13 protein-coding genes are annotated in these 13821 nt (G+C 66.9%); 8 read left to right on the forward strand and 5 right to left on the reverse strand.

All coding sequences use genetic code 11. The features are described from left to right. Positions 1-15: 15 nt before the first annotated feature. A complete protein-coding gene (locus AWC02_RS17285) occupies positions 16-630 on the reverse strand; it encodes a TetR/AcrR family transcriptional regulator (RefSeq protein ID WP_085129928.1) in 615 nt (204 codons plus the stop codon). 55 nt (positions 631-685) lie between these two features. Between AWC02_RS17285 and AWC02_RS17290 the strand changes: the two genes are divergently transcribed. The 8 genes from AWC02_RS17290 to AWC02_RS17325 all read left to right on the forward strand — a co-directional run bounded on the left by AWC02_RS17290 (position 686) and on the right by AWC02_RS17325 (position 9295). Further along, the gene (locus tag AWC02_RS17290; protein ID WP_085129929.1) at positions 686-1606 is read left to right on the forward strand and encodes a TIGR03619 family F420-dependent LLM class oxidoreductase; all 921 of its coding nucleotides are present in this window, start codon (positions 686-688) and stop codon (positions 1604-1606) included. An 82-nt stretch (positions 1607-1688) separates the two neighbouring features. Beyond that, entirely contained in the window at positions 1689-2519 is an 831-nt protein-coding gene (locus tag AWC02_RS17295; RefSeq protein WP_085129930.1) for an SDR family NAD(P)-dependent oxidoreductase, read from the forward strand. Between the two features lie 21 nt (positions 2520-2540). Next, positions 2541-3233, forward strand: a complete 693-nt coding sequence (locus AWC02_RS17300) for a TetR family transcriptional regulator (protein WP_085129931.1) — start codon at positions 2541-2543, stop codon at positions 3231-3233. Further along, the gene (locus AWC02_RS17305) at positions 3230-3427 is read left to right on the forward strand and encodes a ferredoxin (RefSeq protein WP_085129932.1); all 198 of its coding nucleotides are present in this window, start codon (positions 3230-3232) and stop codon (positions 3425-3427) included. The genes AWC02_RS17300 and AWC02_RS17305 overlap by 4 nt, the downstream gene beginning before the upstream one ends. A 47-nt stretch (positions 3428-3474) precedes the next feature. Further along, positions 3475-4653 carry a cytochrome P450 gene (locus AWC02_RS17310; protein WP_085130108.1) on the forward strand — a complete coding sequence of 393 codons (1179 nt, stop codon included), beginning with the start codon at positions 3475-3477 and terminating at the stop codon, positions 4651-4653. Positions 4654-4677: 24 nt separating this feature from the next. After that, positions 4678-5859, forward strand: coding sequence for an amidohydrolase family protein (locus tag AWC02_RS17315; RefSeq protein ID WP_085129933.1), 1182 nt, complete (start codon positions 4678-4680; stop codon positions 5857-5859). 63 nt (positions 5860-5922) lie between these two features. After that, positions 5923-6888: an enoyl-CoA hydratase/isomerase family protein gene (locus AWC02_RS17320; RefSeq protein ID WP_085129934.1), complete on the forward strand. Its 966-nt coding sequence runs from the start codon at positions 5923-5925 to the stop codon at positions 6886-6888. A gap of 4 nt (positions 6889-6892) precedes the next feature. Next, positions 6893-9295, forward strand: a complete 2403-nt coding sequence (locus AWC02_RS17325; RefSeq protein WP_085129935.1) for a CaiB/BaiF CoA-transferase family protein — start codon at positions 6893-6895, stop codon at positions 9293-9295. A gap of 12 nt (positions 9296-9307) precedes the next feature. On the opposite strand, the gene AWC02_RS17330 is transcribed toward AWC02_RS17325, so the two are convergent. From AWC02_RS17330 to AWC02_RS17345, 4 genes are read right to left on the reverse strand one after another with little or no spacing between them, the layout of a single operon-like run. Beyond that, on the reverse strand, positions 9308-10333 hold the full coding sequence (locus AWC02_RS17330) for a phosphotransferase (RefSeq protein ID WP_207568079.1): 1026 nt from the start codon (positions 10331-10333) through the stop codon (positions 9308-9310). A 47-nt stretch (positions 10334-10380) separates the two neighbouring features. Beyond that, a complete protein-coding gene (locus tag AWC02_RS17335; protein ID WP_085129936.1) occupies positions 10381-11220 on the reverse strand; it encodes a mycofactocin-coupled SDR family oxidoreductase in 840 nt (279 codons plus the stop codon). A gap of 36 nt (positions 11221-11256) precedes the next feature. Then, positions 11257-12459 carry a cytochrome P450 gene (locus AWC02_RS17340; protein WP_085129937.1) on the reverse strand — a complete coding sequence of 401 codons (1203 nt, stop codon included), beginning with the start codon at positions 12457-12459 and terminating at the stop codon, positions 11257-11259. Between the two features lie 34 nt (positions 12460-12493). Beyond that, the gene (locus AWC02_RS17345) at positions 12494-13792 is read right to left on the reverse strand and encodes a cytochrome P450 (protein ID WP_085130110.1); all 1299 of its coding nucleotides are present in this window, start codon (positions 13790-13792) and stop codon (positions 12494-12496) included. Positions 13793-13821 lie beyond the last annotated feature (29 nt).

Raw genomic sequence — 13821 nt, forward strand, 5'->3', positions numbered from 1 at the left:
GGTAGCGCTACTCTACTAACGTAGAGCGGTGGATGGGCTGATTCCGGCCACGATGCCCGAGATGATCGCATCCAGCTCCTCGGCGCTGCTGATGCTGCGATCACCGTTGGTGAACGCCTGCATCAGGCCGCTGATGAACATCATCACCACATAGGCCTGCCGCTCTGCCAGCGCCGGATCGGGCTTGTCCTGCAACCGCAGCACCGCATCGGTGATCAGTGTGCGAAACCGGTCGTCATGGCTGCGGAGTGCCTTGTCGAGCAGTGGATCTCGGGCGGCCTGCAGCGCGAGTTCGTGGCGAGCCTTGGTGCGGATCAGTCTCGCTCCGGTCGCTGTGCGCATCACCAGTGTGGCCAGTCCGGAGGGTTCGTGGGCGGCGAGCCCGGGCGGCGCCTGCGTCCGCGTCGCTGCGGTCAGATCTTTGAGATCCAGTTCCGATACCCGGATCGCCACGGCCTGCAGCAATGCTGACCGAGTGCGGAAGTAGAACGAGGTGGTCCCATCGGCGACACCGGCCTTGCGGTCCACCTTCAGGTGGCTGAGCCCTTTGACGCCGTCGGAGGCGAGCAGCCGGATGGCTGTGTCGCACAGCGCGCGCCGGCGCTGATCTGGATTGGGCTTGCGTCGCATGGTGCTGCTGATTCTAGGTCACGACAGACTCTATTGTTGTAGAGTCAGCGGCACCATGAAACTGGTCTTCAACCTGCCTCATATGCTGCGGCTGAAAGCCATGATGCAGCCATGGGAGGCGGAGGTCACCGGCGCCGACCAGACTCGCATGGCCAGATGCGCGGATGCGTGGGGCTACGACATGATCGCGGTTCCGGAGCATTTCGTCATTCCCGCAGAACATGTCGAACTCTCCGGGCCGCACTACTTCCAGTCGACGGTGGCTCAAGCGTATCTTGCCGGTGCGACGCAACGGATCATGCTCAACTCATGCGTCACCGTTCTGCCGCTTCACCAACCGATCGTGCTGGCCAAGGCGCTGGCCACCGCGGACTGGCTCAGCGGCGGCCGGATGATGGTCACCTTCGGAGTTGGGTGGCTGCGGCGCGAATTCGATTTAATGGGAGTTCCTTTCGCTGAGCGCGGGCGCATCGCTGACGAGTACCTGACGGCGATCATCGAACTGTGGACCAGCGAATCGCCGCGGTTCGATGGGCGCTACGTCTCCTTTGGCGAGGTCGCGTTCGAGCCGAAGCCGGTGCGCAAGCCCCACCCCCCGATCTGGATCGGCGGTGACGCGGACGCGGCGCTGCGGCGAGCCGCGAAGTTCGCGTCGGGATGGTGGAGTTTCCTGACGCCGCCCGAGCGGATTGCCGATCGGGTGGACTTCATCAAATCGCAACCCGAGTACGACGGACGCCCGTTCGACGTGGTGCACGGCATGGCGACCACCCGGGTTGGGGAAGGCCACGTCGCCTGCGACGACCCCAACGGCCGCTCCGGGATGAGCGGCCAGGAAATCGTCGACCGGCTCAGCTGGCTCGGTGAACAGGGCGTGACCGTCAGCGCGGTACCGCTGCCGGCGGTGCGGAACGTGGATGAATACCTCGACTACGCGCAGTGGGTGATCGAGGAGATCAAGCCGCAGGTGGCCTGAGCCGCTGTCGTTAAATCAGTCGCTTGACTGAAACCGGCAAAGCGGGTTGAGTCGAAGGCCGGGTGGCGGCGGAAGGGTGCAGATGGGCAACGAGTTGGCCGGCAAGGTGGCGATCGTCACCGGGGGCGCATCGGGTATCGGCCGCGGGATCGCCGAGCGATTTCTCGCCGAGGGGGCCCGGGTGGTCATCGCCGACCTCGACCGTGACCGCGGGGAGGCGCTCGCGGCCGAATTCGGTGCCGCGGCGACATTTCGGGTCACCGACGTCGCCGACCCGCTTCAGGTGAGCGCGCTGGTGGAATCGGCCGTCGAGACGTTCGGCGGACTGGACATCATGGTCAACAACGCCGGGGTCTCCGGAACCATGCACAACAGGTTTCTCGACGACGATCTGGCCGACTTCCACCGGATCATGGCGGTCAATGTGCTCGGCGTGATGGCCGGCACCCGCGACGCGGCCCGGCGGATGTCGCAAAACGGCGGCGGAGCGATCATCAACCTGACCTCGATTGGCGGCATCCAGGCCGGCGGCGGGGTGATGACTTACCGCGCCTCGAAGGCCGCGGTCATCCAGTTCACCAAGTCGGCGGCGATCGAGCTGGCCCACTATGACATCCGGGTCAATGCCATTGCCCCGGGCAATGTTCCGACACCGTTCGTGGCCTCCTCTGCGGCAGCGAACCTGGACCCCGACGGCCTGGCGCGATACGAGGCGGCGATTCGCGAGACCATGCGCGCCGACCGGCCGCTGAAGCGGGAGGGCACGGCGGCCGACGTCGCCGAGGCGGCGTTGTACCTCGCCGGTGAACGCTCCCGGTACGTCACGGGTGTGGTGCTGCCGGTGGACGGCGGGACGGTCGCGGGCAAGGCGATCCGGCGCCGCCCCAAGCCGGCGGACGCGGCACCGAACTAATTAAATCAATCGCTTGACTTAATGCGTGGTTCGCGGTTGACTGACGCCGTGACCACCGCTGATCGGGCCGCGCGCGCTGACCGGTCCAACAGCACGCGGGAGGCGATCCTCACCGCGGCCGAACAGCTGTTCGCCGAACACGGGGTATTCGCGGTCTCCAACCGTCAGGTCAGCGAGGCCGCCGGCCAGGGCAACAACGCGGCGGTCGGCTACCACTTCGGCACCAAGACCGATCTGGTGCGCGAGATCGAGCGACGCCACCGCGTGCCGGTCGAGCGGCTGCGCGAAGAGATGGTTGCGGCGGTCGCGCAGTCCACCGACCTGCGCGACTGGGTGTCGTGCCTGGTACGGCCGCTCACCGATCACCTTGCTGCGTCGGGCAATCCGACCTGGTATGCGCGCTTTGCCGCACAGGTGATGGCCGATCCGGCCTACCACAACATCGTCGTCAAGGACGCGCTGAGTTCGCCGTCTCTGGTGCAGGTCATCGACGGCATCAACGCCTGCCTGCCAGACCTTCCGGTCCGGGTCCACCAGGCCCGCAACGTGATGGCGCGAAATCTCTTGATGCACACCTGCGCCGAACACGAGCGTGCGGTCGCAGCGGGGGTCTCGGCGGCTGCCAGCTGGGCGGAATCCGGATCTGACCTCATCGACGCGATCGTCGGGCTGTGGCTGGCCCCGGTCACCGAAACGACGGAAGGCCCGCGATGAAAGTGACCGCCGACCAGGATATCTGCGCCTCGTCGGGGCAGTGCGTCGGATTTGCCCCCGCAGTCTTCGACCAGCGTGACGAGGACGGGGTCGTCGTCGTGCTCGACCACAACCCGCCCGCGGAGCTGGCCGACGCCGTGCAGCAGGCGGCCCGCACCTGTCCTTCCGGAGCCATCAAGATCGTCGAGGAGTGAGCGTGACCGACGCAACCATTGTCACCACCACAACGCCGGAATACCCGATGAGCCGCGACGGCCGGTGCCCTTTCGCGCCGCCGCCGGAGACCTTGGCGCTGGCCGCGCAGGCCCCGCTGAGCCGGGTGCGGATCTGGGACGGCAGCACGCCCTGGCTGATCACCGGCTACGAGGCGGTCCGCGCCCTGTTCTCCGACCCCCGCGTCAGCGTCGACGACCACCAGCCCGGCTTTCCGCACTGGAACGAGATGATGCGCGCCAGCGTCGACCACCGACCGAAATCGGTCTTCACCACCGACGGCGCCGAACACATTCGGTACCGGCGAATCCTGTCGCCGGGGCTGACCATGAAGCGCGTCGAGGCGCTGAAGTCCGTGACGCAGCAGATCACCGACGAGCACATCGATGCGATCCTGGCCGGACCGCAACCGGCCGACCTGATCGAGGGATTCGCACTGCCGATTCCCTCACTGGTGATCAGCGAACTGCTCGGGGTGCCCTATGAGGACCACGAGTTCTTCCAGCAGCACGCCACCATGGGAGTGGACCGCAACGCCACCTCCGACGACCTGGCCGCCGGGGCCACCGAACTCTCCAAGTATCTGGTCCAGCTGCTGGAGGCCAGGATGGCCGAGCCGGCCGACGACATGGTCTCCGATCTGGCCAAGCGGGTGCGCAACGAGGAGCTGTCGGTGCGCGAGGCCACCCAACTGGGCACCGGGATGCTCATCGCCGGGCACGAGACCACCGCGAACATGATCGGCCTGGGCATCGTGGCGCTACTGCACGAGCCCGAGAAAGCCGCGGTGTTCCGTGGCGACGACGACGCCGCGATCGCCAACGCCGTCGAGGAGCTGCTGCGTTACCTGTCGATCATCCACACCGGCCAGCGCCGGGTGGCCCTCGAAGACATCGAGATCGCCGGCGAGACCATCCGCGCCGGTGAGGGGATCATCATCGACCTGGCGCCGGCCAACTGGGATGGCTCCGTCTTCCCCGAACCGGACGTGCTGGACCTGGCGCGGCCGGCACGGCAGCACATGGCGTTCGGGTTCGGTCCACACCAGTGCGTCGGCCAGCAGCTGGCCCGCGCGGAGATGGTGATCGCCTTCCGCACGTTGTTCCGCCGCATCCCCACCCTGAAGCTGGCGGTGGACATCGACCAGATCCCCTTCAAAAACGACCGGCTCGCCTACGGCGTCTACGAACTCCCCGTCACCTGGTAACCGCCCGATTGGAAGTGGATTGACATGTCCAGCACATCAACTCAAGGCGTCGCGTTCTATCCCCCCGGCGGCTACGGGGCTCCCAAGGACCGGCACGGGCAGGCCGGTGCCGGCTTGGGTGATGTCGGCCTGCCGGCCGGCACCGAGGTGTTCTCCGCCGACAACCACATCTCCATCGCCGACGACATCTTCTACCAGCGGTTCCCCGAGGACCTCAAGGACAAGGCGCCGCGGATCTGGTACGAGGACGGCGCCTACATGGTCGGCCGCAAGGGGCAGTCGTTCCTGCCGGGCGACTTCTCGGCGGTGCTGATGCAATACGACGATCTGGCCGGTGCGGCCAGCAGCAACATCGAAGCCCGCATCCAGGAGCTCGCCTCCGACGGCGTCGACAAGGAACTCGCCTTCCCCAATGCGGTGCTGGCACTGTTCCATTTTCCCGACAAGGAGCTGCGGGAACGGGTCTTTCGCATCTACAACGAGTACATGGCCGAGTTGCAGGAGCAGTCCAACGGCCACTTCTACGGGGTGGGCCTGATCAACTGGTGGGACCCCGCCGGAACCCGGCGAACCCTCGAAGAGGTGAAATCTCTGGGCCTCAAGACGTTCCTGCTGCCGCTGAATCCCGGGAAGGGCGATGACGGCAACATCATCGACTTCGGTGCCCGGTCGATGGATGCGGTGTGGGATGAGATCGAACAGGCCGGATTGCCGATCACCCACCACATCGGGGAGACCCCGCCGAAGACGCCCTGCGAGATCAACAGCGTCGTGGTGGGCATGATGGTCAATGTCGACTCGTTCCGCGAGCAGTTCGCCAAGTACCTCTTCTCCGGCATCCTGGACCGCCACCCGGGACTGCGGATCGGCTGGTTCGAAGGCGGGATCGCCTGGGTTCCGACCGCGCTGCAGGACGCCGAGCACCTGCTCGCCTCCTACCAGCACATGTTCACCCACCAGCTCCGGCACGACATCCGGCACTACTGGGACACCCACATGAGCGCGTCGTTCATGGTGGACCCGCTCGGCCTACGGCTGATCGACCAGATCGGGGTGGACAAGGTGATGTGGTCGTCGGACTACCCGCACAACGAAAGCACCTTCGGCTACTCGGAGAAGTCACTGGCCGGAGTGGTCAATGCCCTGGGACCAGAAGATGCGGCGAAAGTGGTGAGCGGCAACATCAGAGCCTTCCTCGGGCTGTGAGACCGCCCGCGACATCACGTCCACCGGTGCATTCGTAGCGCCAGTCGAAGGAGCAGATCGCCAATGTCAGACACAGCCGGGGACTCGAGACGGCCATCCGCGGAAGAGATCATCCGGTACCACAAGGACCCGGCCACCAAGATCGCCACCATCACCTTCGACCGGCCGGAATATCTCAACGCGCCGACGTCGGCCGCGCGCCTGCGCTACGCCGATCTGTTGCGCGCCGCAAGCGTCGACAACGACGTCAAAGTGGTGGTGATCCGCGGGGTCGGGGACAACCTGGGCAGCGGCGCCGACCTTCCCGAATTCATGGAGGGCGTAGCCGATCCGGACAGGCGGCTGGCCGAACTGCGCCTGGAGGGCATGGACGTCAACTACCCGCCCCAGGGCACGTTCCGCAACGGCGCCACCATCAGCGCGTGGTACGCCAATGTGCAGGCCGGCAACCGGCCGCTCCAAGAGCTCAAGAAGATCAGCATTGTCGAGGCCAAGGGCTACTGCTACGGCTGGCATTTCTACCAGGCCGCAGACGCCGACCTGGTGATCTCCAGCGACGACGCGCTGTTCGGCCACCCGTCCTTCCGGTACTACGGATGGGGACCGCGGATGTGGACCTGGGTGCAGATGATGGGGCTGCGCAAGTTCTCCGAAATGGTCTTCACCGGAAGACCGTTCACCGCCGCCGACATGGAGAAGTGCAACTTCCTCAACAAGGTGGTGCCGCGGGAGCAGCTCGAGGCCGAGGTCGACAAGTACGCGCTGGCCTGCGCCCGTAACCGCCCGGTGGACACGGTGTTCATGCAGAAGATGTTCTTCGAGGTCTACAAGCAACATCAGGGCGAGTACATGGGCAGCCTGCTGTCGGCGTTCTTCGAGTCGATGGGGTCCGGCGTTGCTCCCGACGTCGACGACCTGATGATCGACGACGCGATCGAATCCGGTCTGTCCGGAGCGGTCAAGGACAACGACTCCAGATTCCCGCCCGACTTCCGCTTGAGCAAGTCGAGCCGCGACGCGGAATCCTGACACCGTGGGGCCGCTGCACGGCTACACCGTCATCGATCTGTCCGACGGCATCTCCGGCGCGTATGCCACCAAGATGCTCGCCGACGGCGGGGCACTGGTCATCAATGTCGAGCCACCGCAGGGGGACGCACTACGCGGCTGGTCGGCCTCGCATGCGGTGGTCGATGCCGGCGCCGGCGGAGCGCTGTTCAGCTTCCTGGGCTGTTCCAAGCACAGTGTCGTCGCCGATCCCGACGATCCCGACGACATCGAATGGGTCCACGGCCTGCTGGCCTCCGCTGACGCGGTCGTGTGGTCGCCCCAGGGTGTCGTCGGCGGCCACCCGTCGTTGGCGCCGGGCGAGATTCACCGGCGCCATCCGCATCTGGTGGTCACCGCCATCACGCCCTTCGGCTTGGACGGACCGTGGCGGGATCGCCCGGCCACCGAGTTCACCCTGCAGGCCTGGTCGGGGGGAGCGGTCGGTCTCGGCCGCGGAGCCCAGGATCGGGCACCGGTACACATCGGCGGGCAGGTGGGCGACTGGCTCGCCGGGGCCTACGCCGCGGCCATGACCTTGGCGTCGCGGCTGCGCGCCCTGCGCGACGGCTGTGGAGAACTGATCGACCTGTCGGCCCTGGAAGCCCAGATACTCGGCCTCACCTACTATCCCGTCACCTACTTCGAAATGCTGGGGCGCCCGTGGCGGTCCGAGCGCAGGCCGACGGTGCCGGGTGTGGCGCAGGCCGCCGACGGTCTGGTCGCGCTGGGCTGCGGCACCGCCCAGCAGTGGTTCGACCTGTGCGTCATGACCGGCCATGACGAGTGGATCGACGAGGACTCGCCGCTGTCGATCACCGAGCAGGCGAACCTGCACGCCCCCGAACTCTACGAGTGGGTGCGCAACCACACCGTCGAGGAGGTCCGGGACCTGGCCTCGGCGTTCCGGATACCGAACTCGCCGGTCGGCAATGGCGCCAACGTCGCGGGCTTCGACCACTTCCGGCATCGGCGGGTGTTCACGTGCAATCCGCGCGACGGGTTCCTCCAGCCGGCGCCGCCCTACCGGCTGGACGGTGTGGCGCCTGCCGAGCCGGCTCCGGCGCCGCACCTGGGCGAACACACCGACACCTACCGGCGGCTGCCGCCGCGGCGGCGGGCTGCCCCGGTCCCACCCGCCACTGATGATCGACTGCCGCTCAACGGCATACGTGTGCTGGATATGACCACCTTCTGGGCCGGCCCGTCGTGCACCCACCTGCTCGCCATGCTCGGCGCCGAGGTGATCCATCTGGAGTCCACCCGGCACCCCGACGGCACCCGGCTGATCGCCGGAATACCGGTCAGCGAGGAGTCATGGTGGGAGGGTTCACCGATATTCTCCGCACTGAACACCAACAAGAAGAGCCTGACACTGGACTTCGCGACCGAAGCCGGCCGCGACGTGCTGCACCGTCTGATCGCGGAGTGTGACGTCGTCGTCGAGAACTTCACCCCGCGGGTGATCGAGAACCTCGGCTTGGATTTCGGGTTCGTGCAGTCGCTGCGCAATGACGTGATCATGCTGCGGATGCCCGGATTCGGTCTGGACGGCCCTTGGCGGGACAACCCGGCCTTCGCCTACGTCATCGAAGACGCCGCCGGGCTGAGCTGGCTGACCGGTTACCCCGACCGCAACCCGTACGAGCCGTACTCGATCGGCGACCCGAACGCCGGTGTGCACGCGCTGACCGCCCTGCTGCTGGCACTGGAGCACCGGCGCCGGACCGGCGAGGGAGTCTTGGTGGAGGCCGCGATGATCGACGCCGCCCTCAACATCGCCGCCGAGCAGGTGATCGAATACTCCGTCAACGGTGCGCTGCTGCAGCGCGACGGAAACCGCGGACCCGCGGCCGCTCCGCAGAACTTCTACCGGACCACCGGAGTCGACGAATTCGGGCGTGACGACTGCTGGGTCGCGATTGCAGTCGCCACCGACGAGCAGTGGGCGGGCCTGTGCGCAGCGCTGGGCGACCCGTCCTGGGCCGCCGACCCGGCCCTGTCCGACGCCGCCGGGCGGCGCGCCCAGCACGACGCCATCGACCAACAGCTGTCCGCCTGGTGCGCTACCCGCAGCGCCGACGAGGTCGTCGAGACACTCTGGGGCGCCGGGGTTCCGGTGGCCAAGGTGATGCAGCCGCATCGCCAGGCCGAGTTGCCGCAGCTGACGGCCCGGGACTTCTTCGAGCAGGTGGACCACCCGCGCAACGGTCCCGCATCTCACAGCACGCTGCCGGCCCGGCTCTCGCGCGGGCCGCGCCGCGTTCACGCCTGCCCCGCACCGTTGCTCGGTCAGCACAACAATCAGTTGCTCACCGAGCTGGGCCTCAGCGAGACCGAGATCGCGGCGCTGGCAGCCGCCGGCATCATCGGCAATGCACCTGCCTAGGCAGCGCGCTCGTTATTCGGCAGCAGCGTCGAGGGCGTCCAGCGCCCCGCGGGTGTCCAGATCGGTGAACGCCGCGGCGTAGCGCTGCGCGAAGGCCAGGCTGATGTCCGGCCGTTGCCAGTTGTCGCCACCAGACAGGGTCGCGATCCAGATCGCCAGACCGTGCGCCGCGGAGGCCCGATAGCCCAGCCAGACCTCGTCGGCCGACGGCAACTGGCCGGCCGGTAGCCCCAGGGCGCCGCGGTATTCCGCGAGCAGCTCGCGTTCGCCGGCCCGCCGGTCGGTGATGGTCAGTGCACCCTGCAGGAAATAGCCCAGATCCAGCGAGAAGTTGCCGCGCCGCACCATCTGCCAGTCTAGGAAGCCGACGTCGCCGTCGGGCAGCACGTAGGTGTTGCCGATGTGGGGGTCGCCGTGCAGCAGAGTCTGCGGTCCCCGGGTCAGGCCGCTGACGTAGCGGGCCCAGATGTCGCCGAACAGTTCTGCGCCGGTCATCGCGGTGATCTCGGCGGCCACGGAGTCGCCCAGCCTCTGGTAGGCAACCTCCAGGGGCGCCAGCTCCAGGCCGGCAAAGGGGACGAACGGTTCCACCCAGTCCAGCGCGGGGTTGGCGATGATGCGATCGCCCCAGAACTGCGCGTGCAGGCGGGCCAGGCCGCGCACCCCGTGGGCAGCCTCGTCGATGGTGAGCGGGCGGGTGGCGTCGCGCGGTTGCGCTCCGCGCGCCACCACGTCTTCCATGATCAGCAGGAAGTCACGACGTTGTTCGTCGATCACCGCCCGGTAGACGCGCGGATGGTCCAGGGGCAGTGCGACATCGGAGAGAAACAGCCGCGGCTCGTGGTAGAGGCCGCTGGTCAGCTCCACCAAGTCGGCGTGCTCGGGGTCGACGGCTTTGGCGAACACGGTGGCCGGCCCGCTGCCGGAGGCGTAGCTCAGAGCCAGGCGGGCGCGCCGATTGGTGCCGTCGTCGCGGGCTGCGACCGACACCGCGTCCACGACCGCCCCCGGGTGGTGAGCGCTGATGGCAGCGCTCATCCACTCCGGGGATATCGCTTCCCAGCTGTCGGGAATCGCCGAGGCGGTTATTTCAGGCAGCTTCCCGCGTCCACGGGCAGGGTGACACCGGTGATGTAGCGGGCCTCGTCGGAGACGAGGAACAGCACGGCGTTGCTGATATCCACCGCGTCCACCCACGGCACGGGCAAGGTGTGGAACATCTGGCAGATGGGCGCCATGTCGTCGGGACCCGGGTTCTCCAGGTCCGGACGGAACATCTTCCAGGTGCCCTCGTTCATGATCATGCCGGTGCTGACATGGGTGGGGTGCACGGTGTTGACGCGGATGTTGTGGTGTCCCAACTCCACGGCGAAGGAGCGCATGATGCCCACGACGCCGTGCTTGGCCGCGACGTAGTTGCCGCAGTGCGGGTAGGCCTTCAGCCCGCCGACGGAGCTGGTCAGGACGATTGAGCCGCCCTTTCCGCCGGAAATCAGGTGCGGCACACCGGCCTTGACGGTCTTCCACACGCCCGACAGGTTGATGTCGATCATCTCCTGCCAGTCGTGTTCGGTGCACTGGTCCAGGGTGTCGCCGCCGTTGCCGATGCCGGCATTGGCAACGATGATGTCCAGGCCGCCCAGCTCCTCCACTCCGGCGTCGACCGCGGCCTTGAGGCCGTCGAAGTCGCGCACATCGACTTCGGCCGTGAAGATCCGGCGGCCCCGAGCCTTGACCAGGTCGACAGTCTCGGCCAGTTCCTCGGGGGTGGCCGGCGGAATCGGCGAGTTCTCCACGATCGGCTTACAGACGTCGATCGCGATGATGTCGGCGCCCTCCTCGGCCAGTCGCACCGCGTGGCTGCGGCCCTGACCGTGGGCCGCGCCGGTGATGAATGCGACCTTGCCCTCAACACGTCCAGCCATGGCATTAACCTCAATTCGTAAGTTGTAGAAGTGGATTCATCTGATTTGTGCCGGCATGGACTCCCAGCCGCGGACCGTGGACGTCGGTGACAGTGCCGCCTTGGTGAGGTCGACGTCCCACTCGGGAAAGCGCTTGAGCACCTCTTCCAGCGCGATACGCCCTTCCAGCCGCGCCAGTGCGGCACCCAGGCAGTAATGCGCGCCCACGCTGAAAGTCAGGTGCTGGCGGGCTTCGCGGTGGATGTCGAAGACATCGCCGTCGGGGGCGAAGCGGCGATGGTCGCGGTTGGCCGCCCCGATCAGCATCATCATCACGGAGCCTTCGGGCACGGTCTGGCCGTAGTACTGCACATCGCGGGTGACGTAGCGGGCGACGTGCGGCGCCGGGGCTTCGAAGCGCAGCAGTTCTTCGATGGCCTGCGGGATCAGCGCCGGGTTCGCCACCAGGTCGCGGCGCTGGTCGGGATGCTCGGCCAGCACCTTGCCGGTCCAGCCGATCAGCCGGGTGGTGGTCTCGTTTCCGGCCCCGGCCACCAGCATCACGTACATCAGCAGTTCGTCGCGCGACAGCCGGCGGGCGGCGCCGGTCTCGTCGGTGAACTCGACGTTGAGCAGTTCGGTCATGATGTCGTCGGACGGATGCTTCACACGCCAGTCGAGGTAGTCGGCGAAGATCGAGCCGTCGTCGAACCCGTCCGAGGCGATGCTCATCGGCTTTCCGGCCTCGGTGCGCATGTTGTCGTTCGAGCGGTCCCGAATGATCTCCTGGTCCGCCTCGGGGATGCCCACCAGCATGCCGATGACCCGCATGGGCATCTGTGCGCCCAGGTCGGCGACGAAGTCCAGGCTGCCGGTTCCGATCAGCGGATCGAGGCACCGGGCGCAGTATTCGCGGATCTTGGATTCGAGTTCGGCGATCTTGCGCGGCGTGAACATCCGGGCCAGCAGTTTGCGATGGATGTCGTGTACCGGCGGATCCTCGAAGAGGATCAGACCCGGGGGGATGGGGGTGTTGGCCTTGATCAGTTCGAGAATCGCGCCGCGCGCCGAGCTGAAGGTCTGGTGATCGACCAGCGCCTTGTTGACGTCGTCGAACCGGCTCAGCGCGTAGAAGTCGTGCTCGGCGTTGTAGTACAGCGGCGCCTCTTCGCGAAGCCGGCGAAACATCGGGTAGGGGTCATTGTTGAGTTCGACGTCATAGGGGTCGTAACGGACGTCCTCAGTGGTGGTGACCGTCATGGTTTTGCGTCCCTCGTCTCGGCAGCGCAGCGGTTCACAGGCCGGCGCTGACAGGTGCGGCCACCGGGGTGAACTCCAGGTGCAGTTCGGTCAGGCCGCGCAGGATGAAGGTCGGTTCGAAGGTGAACCGGCGATCGCCTGCCGGGCCGTGCTGAGCCTCGTCGAGCCGGATGTCGGTCATCCGGTCCAGGATTCGCTCCAGTGAGATGCGGCTCTCGGCGCGTGCCAGCGGTGAGCCCGGACAGGTGTGGCTGCCCCGGGCGAATGCCAGGTGCTCGCGCACATTGGGCCGGTCGATGCGCAGCTCGTGCGGGTTCTCGAACTTGCGGGGGTCGCGGTTGACCGCGCCGGGGAACATCACCACCACGGTGCCGGCCTTGAGCTCGACACCGCCCAGGGTGGTGGTCTTGCGCACCAGCCGGGGGTCGGTCTTGACCGGGCTCTCCAGGCGCAGGGTTTCCTCGAGGAAGTTCGGGATCTTGCTGCGGTCACTGCGCAGCTGCTCGACCAGCGACGGGTCCTCGGCCATGAAACGCAGTGCGGCACTGAGCAGCTTGGTGGTGGTCTCCTGGCCGGCGCCGAACAGGAAGGTGGCGCTCTTGACCACGTCGGCGATCTCGGGAATCGAGCCGTCCTCGTAGGTGGCGGTGGCCAGGTCGGTCAGCACGTCGCCGCGCGGGCTCTCCCGCCGGTCGCGCAGGTAGCGGCTGAACTTGTCGTCCAGCCAGGCCAGGGGATCGTGGGCCAGCTCTTCGTGGTCCAGCGACCCGATGCGGGCACCGGGCTGCGGCGCGCCGAGCACCTGCTGGAACGCCGGCCGGTCCTCGTCGGGCACGCCGAGCAGGTCGGCGACCACAAGCAGGGCGAACGGCCGGGCGTAGGAGGTGAGGAATTCGCAGCGGCCGCTGTCGATGAAGTAGTCGAGCTGGCGGTCGGCCAGCTGCCACATGAAGTCCTGGTTCTCCTTGAGCCGCTTGGGTGTGAGCAGCCGGCTCAGTATCGACCGGGCCTTGGTGTGCATCGGCGGGTCCATGGTGACCATGTGCTCGGTCATCGGCATCAGATGGCGGTGCGCCTCGATCTGCTCGCTGATGTCGTCGCCCTCAGGGGTGAACGGCAGAGGCGGAAAGGGCCCGCCCACCGCAACCAGATTGGAATAGGTGTCGGAGTCGCGATAGATCTCGTTGGCCTCTTCGTGACCGGTCACCGCGACCACGTCGTACACCCCCAGTGGGGTCACCGGATTCTGGGCCCGCAGGTAATCGAAGTACGGGTGGGGATCGGGCACCAAAGACTGATCGGTGAAGAAATCGATCGTGGCGAAGTCAGTCAACATGGACCTCTCTGCAGAACGGGCCGACA

This window comes from Mycolicibacter engbaekii, from assembly GCF_002101585.1.
GTDB classification, from domain to species: domain Bacteria; phylum Actinomycetota; class Actinomycetes; order Mycobacteriales; family Mycobacteriaceae; genus Mycobacterium; species Mycobacterium engbaekii.

Bases quoted from the DNA above. Each gene is read 5' to 3' on its own strand.
- AWC02_RS17285 (WP_085129928.1), bottom strand. From the start codon at position 630: ATGCGACGCAAGCCCAATCCAGATCAGCGCCGGCGCGCGCTGTGCGAC.
- AWC02_RS17290 (WP_085129929.1), top strand. From the start codon at position 686: ATGAAACTGGTCTTCAACCTGCCTCATATGCTGCGGCTGAAAGCCATG.
- AWC02_RS17295 (WP_085129930.1), top strand. From the start codon at position 1,689: ATGGGCAACGAGTTGGCCGGCAAGGTGGCGATCGTCACCGGGGGCGCA.
- AWC02_RS17300 (WP_085129931.1), top strand. From the start codon at position 2,541: ATGCGTGGTTCGCGGTTGACTGACGCCGTGACCACCGCTGATCGGGCC.
- AWC02_RS17305 (WP_085129932.1), top strand. From the start codon at position 3,230: ATGAAAGTGACCGCCGACCAGGATATCTGCGCCTCGTCGGGGCAGTGC.
- AWC02_RS17310 (WP_085130108.1), top strand. From the start codon at position 3,475: ATGAGCCGCGACGGCCGGTGCCCTTTCGCGCCGCCGCCGGAGACCTTG.
- AWC02_RS17315 (WP_085129933.1), top strand. From the start codon at position 4,678: ATGTCCAGCACATCAACTCAAGGCGTCGCGTTCTATCCCCCCGGCGGC.
- AWC02_RS17320 (WP_085129934.1), top strand. From the start codon at position 5,923: ATGTCAGACACAGCCGGGGACTCGAGACGGCCATCCGCGGAAGAGATC.
- AWC02_RS17330 (WP_207568079.1), bottom strand. From the start codon at position 10,333: ATGAGCGCTGCCATCAGCGCTCACCACCCGGGGGCGGTCGTGGACGCG.
- AWC02_RS17335 (WP_085129936.1), bottom strand. From the start codon at position 11,220: ATGGCTGGACGTGTTGAGGGCAAGGTCGCATTCATCACCGGCGCGGCC.
- AWC02_RS17340 (WP_085129937.1), bottom strand. From the start codon at position 12,459: ATGACGGTCACCACCACTGAGGACGTCCGTTACGACCCCTATGACGTC.